This window comes from Colwellia piezophila ATCC BAA-637 (assembly GCF_000378625.1).
Classification (GTDB): Bacteria; Pseudomonadota; Gammaproteobacteria; order Enterobacterales; family Alteromonadaceae; genus Colwellia; species Colwellia piezophila.
Genome location: NZ_KB905161.1, coordinates 332,284 through 344,226, shown reverse-complemented (window position 1 = coordinate 344,226; position 11,943 = coordinate 332,284). Strand labels below are relative to the sequence as shown.

At 37.9% G+C, this 11,943-nt stretch carries 10 protein-coding genes; 6 read left to right on the top strand and 4 right to left on the bottom strand.

Annotation, left to right across the window (positions count from 1 at the left end):
• Positions 1 to 52: 52 nt before the first annotated feature.
• Together F580_RS0104790 and F580_RS23975 are read right to left on the bottom strand one after the other, a co-directional pair.
• Positions 53 to 1,285 carry an NADH:flavin oxidoreductase/NADH oxidase family protein gene (locus tag F580_RS0104790; RefSeq protein WP_019026555.1) on the bottom strand — a complete coding sequence of 411 codons (1,233 nt, stop codon included), beginning with the start codon at positions 1,283 to 1,285 and terminating at the stop codon, positions 53 to 55.
• Complete coding sequence (locus tag F580_RS23975) at positions 1,278 to 1,922, bottom strand: TetR/AcrR family transcriptional regulator (RefSeq protein ID WP_019026554.1); 645 nt, start codon at positions 1,920 to 1,922, stop codon at positions 1,278 to 1,280. Before F580_RS23975 ends, F580_RS0104790 begins: the two co-directional genes overlap by 8 nt.
• A 663-nt stretch (positions 1,923 to 2,585) precedes the next feature.
• Here F580_RS23975 and F580_RS25400 point away from each other — a divergent pair.
• Entirely contained in the window at positions 2,586 to 3,533 is a 948-nt protein-coding gene (locus F580_RS25400; RefSeq protein ID WP_019026553.1) for a DUF1353 domain-containing protein, read from the top strand.
• A gap of 319 nt (positions 3,534 to 3,852) precedes the next feature.
• On the opposite strand, the gene F580_RS0104770 is transcribed toward F580_RS25400, so the two are convergent.
• Positions 3,853 to 4,734, bottom strand: a complete 882-nt coding sequence (locus F580_RS0104770) for a LysR family transcriptional regulator (protein WP_019026552.1) — start codon at positions 4,732 to 4,734, stop codon at positions 3,853 to 3,855.
• Between the two features lie 84 nt (positions 4,735 to 4,818).
• Between F580_RS0104770 and F580_RS0104765 the strand changes: the two genes are divergently transcribed.
• On the top strand, positions 4,819 to 5,229 hold the full coding sequence (locus F580_RS0104765; protein ID WP_019026551.1) for a PACE efflux transporter: 411 nt from the start codon (positions 4,819 to 4,821) through the stop codon (positions 5,227 to 5,229).
• Between the two features lie 168 nt (positions 5,230 to 5,397).
• Positions 5,398 to 6,786, top strand: coding sequence for an IgA Peptidase M64 (locus F580_RS0104760; RefSeq protein ID WP_019026550.1), 1,389 nt, complete (start codon positions 5,398 to 5,400; stop codon positions 6,784 to 6,786).
• A gap of 394 nt (positions 6,787 to 7,180) precedes the next feature.
• Here the strand turns inward: F580_RS0104760 and F580_RS0104755 are convergent, their stop codons facing one another.
• Positions 7,181 to 8,035: a LytR/AlgR family response regulator transcription factor gene (locus F580_RS0104755; RefSeq protein ID WP_019026549.1), complete on the bottom strand. Its 855-nt coding sequence runs from the start codon at positions 8,033 to 8,035 to the stop codon at positions 7,181 to 7,183.
• 147 nt (positions 8,036 to 8,182) lie between these two features.
• On the opposite strand from F580_RS0104755, the gene F580_RS0104750 reads away from it, so the two are divergent.
• The 3 genes from F580_RS0104750 to mnmH all read left to right on the top strand — a co-directional run bounded on the left by F580_RS0104750 (position 8,183) and on the right by mnmH (position 11,928).
• Positions 8,183 to 9,340, top strand: coding sequence for an acyltransferase family protein (locus tag F580_RS0104750; protein WP_019026548.1), 1,158 nt, complete (start codon positions 8,183 to 8,185; stop codon positions 9,338 to 9,340).
• Positions 9,341 to 9,781: 441 nt separating this feature from the next.
• Entirely contained in the window at positions 9,782 to 10,816 is a 1,035-nt protein-coding gene (gene selD, locus F580_RS0104745; RefSeq protein WP_281167209.1) for a selenide, water dikinase SelD, read from the top strand.
• Positions 10,816 to 11,928 (top strand): tRNA 2-selenouridine(34) synthase MnmH, encoded by a 1,113-nt coding sequence (mnmH, locus tag F580_RS0104740; RefSeq protein ID WP_019026546.1) that lies wholly within the window; start codon positions 10,816 to 10,818, stop codon positions 11,926 to 11,928. The genes selD and mnmH overlap by 1 nt, the downstream gene beginning before the upstream one ends.
• The last annotated feature ends 15 nt before the right edge of the window (positions 11,929 to 11,943 follow it).

The window sequence follows — 11,943 nt, the reverse complement described above, 5'->3', positions numbered from 1 at the left end:
ACATCTAGTCCCCCATCGACTTTCAAGCCTGTAAATGTTGTTCGAATAATGTTTAAGCTCGACGTTTTTTAAACGCAATTAATCCAATAGTTGAAATTGTTTTTATTACCAAGAGCCATGCGCTCATATTGGGTTTAGGGGCTTTTTTATTGCCTATGCGGCTGAGTTGATGTTCGTACCAAGTAATATTTAACATCGCCATAAAGTCTAGGGTTTTAACGCCCGTGGTTAACGTTTTCAAATGTATTTTATGGGATTCGTTTGTGAGTAACTTATTAGATACATTAGGATCAACCGCTAATGGGCGGGCAATACCAATCATATCTGTGGCACCTGACTTAAGCGCAGCCTCCATAGCGGATGCCGATCTAAAACCGCCCGTTACTACCAATGGAATTGTTAATACTTCTTTGGCTTTTTCAGCATATTCTAAAAAGTATGCTTCACGCTTTTCAGTACTCGATTTAACTTTACCACCCATCATTGCGGGTTTTTCATAATTTCCCCCTGAAATCTCAATCAAGTTTATGCCGTCCTCTTGCAGAGTTTTCATTACTTGAATTGAGTCTTCGGGACTAAAGCCACCTTTTTGAAAATCAGCAGAATTTAGTTTTATACCGATAGGAAAGTTATTTCCCACACGCAGTCTAATCGCTTGGTAAATTTCACGTACAAAGCGCATTCTATTTTCTAAGCTACCTCCCCATTTGTCTTCGCGGCGATTGTGATGAGGCGATAAAAACTGATTGACTAAATAACCATGAGCACCATGAATTTGTACACCAGAAAATCCTGTTTCTTGTGCTTTTTCAGCGGCAAATGCAAAATCTTCGATGATAGCAAATATTTCTTTTTCACTAAGCGCTCTCGGTGTATTAAAGCCACTTTGTAAGGCTTTCGCTAGTGGAATAGCAGATGGTGCTACAGGTTCAGTGCTTAAGAATTTTGGGCTTTGTTTTCCTGGATGATTAAGTTGCATCCATAATTGGGTGTTATTTTGTGTTCCGGCTTCAGCCCATTGTTTAAACAGTGATAATTCAGATTTTTTATCAAGTACTACATTTTTAGGTTCACCTAAAGCGGTTCTATCTATCATCACATTCCCTGTGATCAATACACCTGTCCCACCTTTTGACCAAACATCGAAAAGATGAACAAGTTGAGGTGTTGGTGCAAAATTCTTGTCCCCTAGCTGTTCACTCATAGCGGATTTAAATAATCGATTTTTAGCAGAAACATTTTCGGTAAGAGCAATTGATGAAGTAAGTAGTCTGGTATTAGACATTAAGGTTATCCTTGAAATAATGAGAGCAAGAGGCAAGCTTTGTATGCCCTTGAGTTGTTAATAGTAAACGAATAAAGGTAGCTAAACGGTGCAAAACAATCTCTGGGTTATTGCTCACTTGAAATTCAAGTAAGCAACCTTGCCAATGATTATAAAAAGATAAGGCTAAATCTTCTGCTTTCAGATCATTACGAACATCACCTTGTTGTTGAGCACTGTTTAATAATAACGTCAGTGTTGATAACCAGGCTGCTTCAGCGTCAATGATAGTACAGCGACATAACTCGCTAGACTGTGCAATTTCTGATGCCATAGCACCGATTAAACAAGTACAATTTTCACTAGCATTCACTTTCTCTTGAAAGCATAACCAAAAAGTAATAATCGCAGATTCGTTGTTAAACGTTTTCAAAAAAACGGAAAACTCTTCGGAAATGACTGTTGAATAATAACTAATAATTTCTGAAACGAACTGTTCTTTACTGGTAAAAAAATTGTAAAACGACCCTTTAGGTACATTCACTGCATCAAGAATTTGTTTGATACCTGTGCCATGGTAGCCGTTATCAATTAATAAACGCATACCTGTCTCTAGTAGCTTTTGTTTTAAATGATCATTTTTTCTAGGTCTTGCCATTGATTAATAACCTGTTGTATTTTTACTCGATGGCAGTTTAAAGACGATCGTCTTTAAATGCAATGAAAGATTTAACCAACCTACACAAACGCATTCCTTTGCTGAATCAAATCACTGATACTCGATAAAACATGGATAGTTATTTTTGTTGTGAAGTAAGGTGAACCTTGATTTTATAACAAGACTTTAACTGAATGTTTCTCTTAACATGAAATTAGTCAACGTCCAATTCTGTTATCTAAGTGGCTGCTTTAGAAGTTGGTTTTAACAAGCAATTTATGAACGAAATAGACTGTGAATTGCCGTTTAGGAATTAAATACCAACGGCAGCGAACGTTAGGATTAACGAGTTGTTAGCTATCGCTTAACGCATTGAAAATTTTTCATATTGAAAACTGAAAGCTCAGCTTTCGTATCTAAATGAGCGTTTGGTGGGATGATTTTGACTCGTTACTAATGACGGCTAAAAGCAGTGGCTAGTAACTAAAAATATAACGACTTAGGTGTGGTAAATAGCGGTAACGGTTAGGCTAAATTGATTCGGTAAACATGGAGTTGTCAAAGGAATATAAAACCATTAAAAATCAGTGGTTAACTATAGACGTAGTATGAAAATTAAATGATAATCGTTTAATATGTGACCTAAACGGAATGGAGTTCGAAATGTTTGATTTCTTTGTCGATTTTTTTGGCATTATAGTTACCGGTATTTTCGTTGCTTATCTTGTACTTTTAGCGCTGCTACAAGGTAAAAAGAAAGAATTAGCCACGGCTAAGACGCTTGTTAACATGGCTAATATGCCCGTGTTGCGTCCTATCCCTATACCCACAGCCAATCAAAAAACCTTGCTCAATAAAGTGCTCGTTTGGGTCTTTCAGGTAAGACGTTGGCGCGTAGAGCAAGCTTTTATTTATAAATATAAAGGCAAAAAGTATGCTATTCATGCCGGGTTTGAATTTGATGGCGCCTCAATACCTAAACCACTTTGGGGTTTGTTAAGTCCGATTGGTTTGCTACTTGTTCCTGGTCTTATCCATGATTATGGCTATCGCTACAATGGCATATATAGCTTAGATGAGAATAATAATCCGCTATGGGATGAAACAATATCAACTCAATCCGGTTGGGATGAGCTATTTAAAAATATAGGTAACGAGGTAAATAAAATCCCTGCATTAAATGAGCTAGCCAAACTTGGCTTATGGCTCGGAGGTTTTAAAGCTTGGAATGCTTGGCGAGATACAAAGCAAGATAGAGTGCCTTTTAAGTGGACTATAGATGATGAAAAACAAGCCAGTCATGAGCCACAGAATGAGCCTCAGCAAGATGCATCTGATGATGAGGTTGTCGAGATAAAGTCTACTTCTGAAGAGAGTGTTAGTAATGATTTGTTTGTCAGTGGCGCAACTAAAACCACGCAAATAAATTATGAGAATAGTAACAATCAAAAAGTGTTAGGCAGCAGAAATCTGGATAACACTGACAAGCAGCAGGTAACTTACAAAATGGCATGTGGAGATTGTGGTGAGGTTTATGGCGCTAAAACATCAGAAATACATCGACGTAAGTGTCCCGTCTGCCAAGAAGGCAAGCCGAGTGTCGATTGGTAAGTAAGCTGAGCTTAGCCTAGCCTAACAACTGTTTCTCTAACCGCTACTTTTACCTACTTCTGCGTTGAATTCACTTGCAATAGACTAGCTATTGACGCGTAAATTGCGCCTTGAACTAAGCACAAGTATCGAGTTAGCGATGGCGTGGATAACTTAGCCAATATATCCAAACAGTTAACTATTTGTTAAACCGAGTTCAGGTTAAGCATTTGACTGCTCGCAGGATCTTCGAAGTTTTATAAATAAGTAATGCCATTGTTCTACGCATGGCAGGACTACTTACATTAAAGTAAGTAGTCCTTGTCACTAGCCACTATGACTAGTCATCAAATAAACTCTCAGATGCTTCAGCTAACCACAATAAAGCGGAACTTTTCGCGGTATCAAGTGGCATGACTCGGTCAACGGGTATCGTCCATGTTTTTATATCAAAGTTAACAGGCAAACGAATTAAGCTAGCGTTATCTATTGGCGGTTGTGCGATATGAGCCGGTAGGTAACACCAACCAAGTTTATATTCAGCCATACATTTTAATGCTTCAAAATCATTAGACCAGAATTTCTTAGGTGATATTTCTGGTAACATCGAAATAGTTTTCTTTTCAGCGCTACGTACCAATAGTTGGGTATATTTTGCTAGTTCAGCTCTTGATACACTGGCTAGTTCCGCAAGTGGGTGCTTGGGATGAACCACGACGAAAAAGGGTAAATGACCAACCAAGCCAAGTTCAACACCCGTTGGCATCAAAGTATCAATTAATTTTAGGCCAAACTGAGCATCCTGCGCTTCTACGATTTGTGCAATGTCGTCACTGTTGGCAATGTTTAGGATGATGTTAGTTGCAGGGTAGCGTAGACAAAAATCCTGCAATACCTGGTACAGCTTAGGCAGTAAAAGTGCTGGGTCAACAACTAAGGTAAGCTCACTTTCATCTCCCGCAGCTAGTGCTAATGCGGCGGATTCAAGCTCCTGTGATTGTATTAAAGTTGCTTGCGCATGCGCTAATAGTTTTACTCCCTGTTTGGTTAACGTCGGCTTTCGAGTACTGCGATCAAACAACGACAACCCTAAGTCGACTTCCAAATTGGCAATAGCTTGGCTAACCACTGACTGGGCCTTACCTAATTTTCGTGCAGCAGCAGAAAAGGAGCCGAGCTCAGCGCAAACGATAAAAACTTTCAGTTGTTGTAGACTCAACATATCTGTAAAACCGATGGTAACTAACTTTTATATATCTTAATTTCAAATATAATCATTGGCAATTGTTTTTCAGAGGAAATTTTTATGTCGACCCAGGAACGTATTTTTCACAGTATATTATTTGAAGTGATCGCGTTAAGTCTATTAATCCCGTTAGGTAGTTTTTTTAGTGACCTTGATATGAGCAGCGTAACTGGCTTAGCGGTAGTATTAAGTTTAACAGCGATGTGTTGGAACTATGTTTACAATCTGATTTTTGATAAACACTTCGGCACCAATAGAATTGAACGTTCTTTTTTCATGCGTATGGGCCATGCTACGGTATTCGAACTTGGTCTATTGATTGTTACTTTACCTCTAATAATGTGGATGTTTGATATGGACTTTATTACGGCATTAATCCTAGATATCGGCATGATCATATTCTTCATTATTTATGCGATTGTTTACAATTGGTGTTATGACATAACCAAGCATAAGTTAGTGGTCTCTTAAAAGCACGTTTTCATCTACTAGTAACTTCTGTCTTTGAAGTCAACTATCCTGAGGTCGAATTGCTCGGTTTTCTGATTATTGAAAAACCGCTATTGTGTTAATATTGATTGTTGTTAAGTTCTTTATTAGTATGATCTGTATAGAAAACTTAATATATAGAGAACTAAAATGGATAAATTTTTTCTTATTACTATGCTCTTTTGGACAAATTTAAGTTTTGCTCAAGTACAAACACTTAGAGTTGATTTTTATCATACCGGCGATGTAAACCAGGAAATATTTTCTTTAGATCAGGTCGTCATTGAACCCTTGGCCTGGCCAGGTTCCTTAGCGCAATCCTTAGATACTTTAAATCGTGGCAAGTACCGTTTTATTGTTAAAGATAAAGCCACCAATAAAGTATTATTCACCCGCAGTTTTAGTTCTATCTATGGCGAGTGGGAAACAACCGGTGAAGCTAAAAAAATAAAGCGGACCTTTCATGAATCGTTACGTTTTCCTCAACCTGAAAACAGAGTAAAAATCACCATAGAAAAGCGTGATCATAACCATCAGTTTCAGGTTGTTTGGCAAACAGAAATTGATCCTAACCATTATTTGAATCATCGCGAATCAGCGATGTATCAACAACAAGTGATCGCTATTGAGCAAAATGGTTCTCCTGAAGAAAAAGTAGATATTTTGATCATGGGAGATGGCTATACAGTGGCGGAACTCGGCAAATTCCAAAAAACGGCAAAAGCGATGACTGAAGCCTTATTTGCCACCAGTCCGTTTAAAGAGCGTCGTAAAGATTTTAATATTTGGGCGATTGCACCCATAAGTAGTAAATCTGGTGTGTCTCGTCCATCAACAAGTACTTACCGTGATAGCCCATTGGGCGTCACCTATGATGCTTTTGGTTCTGAACGTTATGTATTGACCTCTGATAATAGAAACTTCCGTCGTATCGCTTCATCAGCACCTTATGATTTTGTTGAGATACTGGTCAATAATGATACCTATGGTGGAGGGGGTATTTTTGGTTTGTTTTCAACGGCTGCGGCTAATAGCGATTGGGCGAACTATGTATTTATCCATGAATTTGGACACCATTTTGCAGGACTTGCCGATGAGTATTATACCAGCTCAGTCGCTTATTCAACGACCAAAAATATTATTGAACCTTACGAACCTAATGTCACTGCACTCATTGCGGGCAAAACTAAATGGCAGGAAAAACTAGATAAAAGCACGCCTTTACCCACGAGTTGGCCTAAACAGCAATATGAACAACATTCTTATCAGTATCAAAAAATCAGAGCGCAATTGCGTAAGGATAATAAACCGGAAAGTGAAATGGACAAACTTTTTCATGACAACCAAAATATTGTTGAGGCTATGTTTTCAAAAGCTGAAAATAATAGCGTTATTGGTGCGTTTGAAGGGGCTAATTATGCCGCTAAAGGATATTACCGCAGTGAAATGAACTGCATTATGTTTACCCGTACCACTGAGTTTTGCCAAGTCTGCCAGCACGCCATTATTGATATGATAAACCTGTATTCCAGTCATTAATCTACATTTTACTAGATGAACAAGCATGTTCAGTGTTTTTAAGTGATAAAAATAGCCGGTCAGTCAATCCGCCCTCGACATTATATAACGTCCATAGATTGTCGGATTAGTTGCTGTTATGAAAGTATGAGCTAAGGTTAGATTTCGTATCAAAGCAGTGGTTAGTAACTTAAAAACTAAGGTCAGCAATGTGGTTTGAGTTCAATCGGTGGATGTAACAGTTTCAATTTTTAGTACTAAAATCGATTAGTGCTAATGAGCTCTTGGTCAACTAAGCAGAAGCTAATTGCAATCAAATCCAAACTTCTGCTGTTGGTTCAATATCAAAAAATAAGTAGATATAACCTATAAACTTACATAACCCTGGCATAACTCAGTACAATGAAAAGTCTGCTCAACTTAAATTAGCTTTAAAAGCATCTCTATAACGACGAGAGAGGTTTAAAACTTTTTCATTTTTCAGCTTAACTTCATAGTCACCGCTGGGCAGTGATGTAATTGACTCTACTGCACTCAGGTTTACCCCATAAGAGCGATGAATACGACAAAAACCTTGTGCTGAAATTAGGTCGATAAAGTTACCTAGTGTTGAACGAGTAGGATAAATTCGATTTTTGATATGCAAATTCACATAATTCCCACTCGATTCTAGCCACTCAATATCACTTATTTTGATAATGAATTCTTTACCTAGTTTTTTAACTAACAGACGTTCTAACTGCGGAGGTTTTAGATTACTTCCCTCCCCATCGAGCAGAGGTTGCGCTTCACCTATCAAACGACTAGTCACAAATCTAAAGCTGTAAATGATGGTAATAAAAAAGAAGTATGTCCATACGTCTTTGCGATATTCATAAAATAATTCAATCGGTAGTTCGCCATATTCATAATGTAAATTTTGACTGAAATAAACTACTTTTCGAAATAGCACCATTAAAAACGTATGCAGTAAAGAGAATACAATAGAGCCAATAATATGCCAGATAATGTTTTTCTTAACCAATTGCCAAGTTAACGGTACTGCTTTTAACAGTAAAACAACTAGTGGAATCAACAAAATTACACTTAGTGCGCTTGAGTATTCCCAAACAAAAGGTTGCCATAAAGGAAAGGGGATTTCTTGTCCAAATCGACTCGCTTCCATCAAAATAGAAGTCGCACTAATGGTATTGTTGATGAATAAATAACAGGCAATAAATAGTAGCTCATATAACTGAGGATGCTTTTCAAACCTAGATAATAGTGTCATTAATTATATTTTTATTGTAAATGATATTTCTAATCCCTGTATACCACCGTTTATCCCTATATACTAGCGGTTAAGCCTTTGGGGGTGTTTTATAGCCTGAGAACAAGTTAGTTTATCCATGTTGAATTATCACCAATGGTAGAAACTATGCTGACAAATAATTGTAAAACAATCGACTCAAGATTATCAGAATTAGACTGGTTAAGAGTTATCTTGATTTTAGCAGTCTTTCTTCATCATGTGTGTATGCCTTTTAATGGTGATAGCTGGCATATCATGAATAATGATTCAAGCAAGATACTTGATGACATTATGGTTTATTTTGAGCAATTTAGATTGCCCATTTTATTTTTTATTTCAGGGGTTGGCTCTGTTATCTTGTTATCAAAAATAACAGTGAAAAAATTTGTCTTCGATAAATTTTTGAGGCTTTTTATTCCTCTTTTGGCGGGTTCGTTATTAGTGATCCCTCCACAGACTTATATTGAAAATATTGTAGAGCTGCAATCATACTGGCAAGAGTATCCTAAACTTGCATTAAAGTTCGAAACAAATCATCTTTGGTTTATTGAATACCTTCTGGTTTTTTTCTTGCTTGCTATTCCCTTAAATAAATTTTTTAGCTCTTCGTTAGGCGCAACTGTTGTTAACTTAGTGCAAAAATTATCAAGGTACAAAATTGGTTTATATTTGCTGGTTATATTACTAATAGTAATAAAAGTGTGTTTTTCCTTAATATTTTCAAGTGATGACAACAAAATTGAAAATTTATCATCCTCTAGTTTTTATTTATTCTTTTTTATCGCTGGTATGGTCTTTATTCACAACAAAGGTATTTGGCAAGCAGTAGGTGAACAACGGTTTTATAACCTAATGTTATTGTTCTTTAGTACCATACTTTTTTATGCTTATTATTATTCACCTGATCTTAGTGAATACTTATCATTAGATATGCGTTGGTCTATTTGGTGGATAGTATGTTGCTTAGTCGCTTGGTCTGCACTGTTAACTCTTTTAGGTTATGCGCAGTTTTATTTAACAAAAACACCTAAATGGCTTCGTCTTAGTAATGAGTTAATTTATCCTTTTTATATCTTTCATCAAACCGTCATCGTCGTAATTGGATATTATGTTATTACTTGGCAAGTACCACTCTGGATGAAAATAATTTCACTTTTCGTTTTGTCATTTTCAATCACAAGTGTAATTTGTTGGTTTATTATTAAACCATCTAATACCCTTAGATTTTTATTTGGTTTAAAACCTCTAAATAAGGTTGAATCAATGGCTTATCAAGCCAATTAAAACGGACTACACAAGATTCGGGACCTGGCTAAATGGATATAACGCACTTTGTCGATGCTATTTCACCACGTAGGTATTAGTTATAAAAAATATTGATGGCGAATGGCTAGATAAGACGCATTTGTTTTATAAGTGAGTCTTTTATTAAGTTATAAATACCGTAATTAGATTACCGTTATTGCCCTGACGTTATAATGGGTGGCATAGTTAAATTAGTTAAATTAGTTAAATTAGTTAAATTAGTTAAATTACTAATACCAACAATTATTCCAACAACTAATCCAATCATCAATAAAGGTGAATGTTGCCGAGTACTTGAGCAATTTTAATTGCCATTGAAGTCCCGCACTTTGAACTGCAACGGAGATAAATATTAATCCACAGGTGTAACAGCGGAGTTATTACTGTAAATTAGTCTCCTGCTTCTTCATTGTACCTACTATCATGACAAATATTCGTTTGACCCAATACTCACACGGCGCAGGCTGTGGCTGTAAAATTTCACCGTCGGTACTTGATGTGATGCTAAAGTCATCACTGGCTTTGCCCGAGAATAACGCACTTTTAGTGGGCAATAGCACCAAAGATGACGCGGCTGTTTTCGATATTGGTAATGATCAAGCCGTGATCTCAACCACTGATTTTTTTATGCCCATTGTCGATGATCCTACTGACTTTGGTAAAATTGCCGCCTGTAATGCCATTAGCGATATTTATGCCATGGGTGGCAAGCCGCTAATGGCGATAGCTATTTTGGGCTGGCCAGTAAAACTTTTAGCGCCAGAAATAGCCCAACAAGTGCTTGATGGCGCAAGAATGATCTGTGCTGAGGCTGGGATCCCGTTAGCCGGGGGCCATTCCATTGATGCGCCTGAGCCTATTTTTGGCTTAGCCGTTACTGGTCTGATCAATAATGCGCAGATTAAGCGAAACAATACCGCAGGGGTTGGCGATCTTTTGTATTTAACGAAGCCGTTAGGTATTGGCATTATGACCACGGCCGAAAAACAAGGGAAACTGTTACCTGAACACACACAACTAGCACCGCAAGTGATGAAAACCTTAAATACTATTGGACAAAAATTTGCAGCACTGGATGTTGTTACGGCTATGACTGATGTCACGGGCTTTGCACTTTTAGGACATCTATTGGAAATGTGTCAAGGCAGTGATGTTGCTGCTGTTATCGATTTTGAGCAAGTACCCTTTATGGACTTCGTCAATGATTACATTGACCAAGGCTGCATACCTGGTGGCTGTGAGCGAAATTTTGACAGTTATGGCGAGCACGTTGGGCCGTTAAGCGCCAAGCAAAGAATACTTTTGTGCGATCCACAAACCAGTGGCGGTTTACTGGTGGCAGTACAACCACAAGGCCAGAAGGAATTTGAAGCGCTATGTCTAGATAATGGCCTTAACCTAGAACCTATTGGTGAGCTAGTGGCGGCAACTTCACCAACCGTGAGCTTGTTGTAATGATCATCAATACTTCAACAATAGAACGAGCCAACAGCGCAGATTTTCGCACTATTATTCGCAATAAAATTCCTTTAATGGATGTACGGGCGCCGATTGAATTTGAAAATGGCGCTTTTAATCAGTCGATAAATTACCCTCTGATGAATAACGATGAACGAGCGGAAGTAGGCCTTTGTTATAAAAATAATGGCCAAGCGGCTGCCATCACTCTAGGCAATAGCTTAGTTTCAGGGCAGACAAAATCGAGTCGGCTGGCACAATGGCAAAACTTTGCTCGGGAAAACCCACAAGGTTATTTATATTGTTTTCGCGGCGGTTTACGTTCGCAAACGGTACAGCGTTGGTTAAAGGAATCGGGAGTTAACTACCCACTGCTTACTGGTGGTTATAAAGCCCTTCGTCAGTTTTTACTGGACGAACTGGATAAATTAGCATTACAGCCATTGATGATTTTAGCCGGCAATACTGGCTGTGGCAAAACGCCTTTTCTAAGCCATTGTGTTAACAGTTTAGATTTAGAAGGTGCAGCGGGTCATCGAGGTTCGAGTTTTGGCGGCTTCGTTACCAGACAATCAAATCAAATAAATTTTGAAAATAAGCTCGTTGAACAATATATCACGGGTAACTATAACTCAGAGCAAACCTTGCTCTTAGAAGATGAAGGCAGGGCAATTGGCAGCATTCATTTACCGGAGAGCTTACGTAAAGCCATGGCATTAGCGCCATTAGTGGTGCTTGAAGAAAGCTTAGATTATCGACTTGAGCATATTTATCAAGAATATATCATAAAAATGACAGCCCAATACCAAGCTGAATATGGTGTTGAACAAGGCTTTGTCGCCTTTAGTCAGTATTTAGAGCAAGGCCTGTTCAAAGTACGAAAGCGCCTTGGTACTGAGCGTTACGGCCAATTAAAGGCAATACAGAGTACGGCCTTAACCCAACAGAAAAATGGTCAACTTCACTATCATTTTGATTGGTTAAAACCTTTGCTCAGCGAATACTATGATCCTATGTATCAATACCAATTAGGGCTAAAGGCCGAAAGAATAATTTTTCGTGGCAATAATGCCCAATGTTTATCTTTTTTGCAAAATGAACTCGATTAGGCTCGTTAGTGTTAG

Bases quoted from the DNA above. Each gene is read 5' to 3' on its own strand.
- F580_RS0104765 (WP_019026551.1), top strand. From the start codon at position 4,819: ATGTCGACCCAGGAACGTATTTTTCACAGTATATTATTTGAAGTGATC.
- F580_RS0104750 (WP_019026548.1), top strand. From the start codon at position 8,183: ATGCTGACAAATAATTGTAAAACAATCGACTCAAGATTATCAGAATTA.
- F580_RS0104790 (WP_019026555.1), bottom strand. From the start codon at position 1,285: ATGTCTAATACCAGACTACTTACTTCATCAATTGCTCTTACCGAAAAT.
- F580_RS0104760 (WP_019026550.1), top strand. From the start codon at position 5,398: ATGGATAAATTTTTTCTTATTACTATGCTCTTTTGGACAAATTTAAGT.
- F580_RS0104755 (WP_019026549.1), bottom strand. From the start codon at position 8,035: ATGACACTATTATCTAGGTTTGAAAAGCATCCTCAGTTATATGAGCTA.
- mnmH (WP_019026546.1), top strand. From the start codon at position 10,816: ATGATCATCAATACTTCAACAATAGAACGAGCCAACAGCGCAGATTTT.
- F580_RS0104770 (WP_019026552.1), bottom strand. From the start codon at position 4,734: ATGTTGAGTCTACAACAACTGAAAGTTTTTATCGTTTGCGCTGAGCTC.
- F580_RS25400 (WP_019026553.1), top strand. From the start codon at position 2,586: ATGTTTGATTTCTTTGTCGATTTTTTTGGCATTATAGTTACCGGTATT.
- F580_RS23975 (WP_019026554.1), bottom strand. From the start codon at position 1,922: ATGGCAAGACCTAGAAAAAATGATCATTTAAAACAAAAGCTACTAGAG.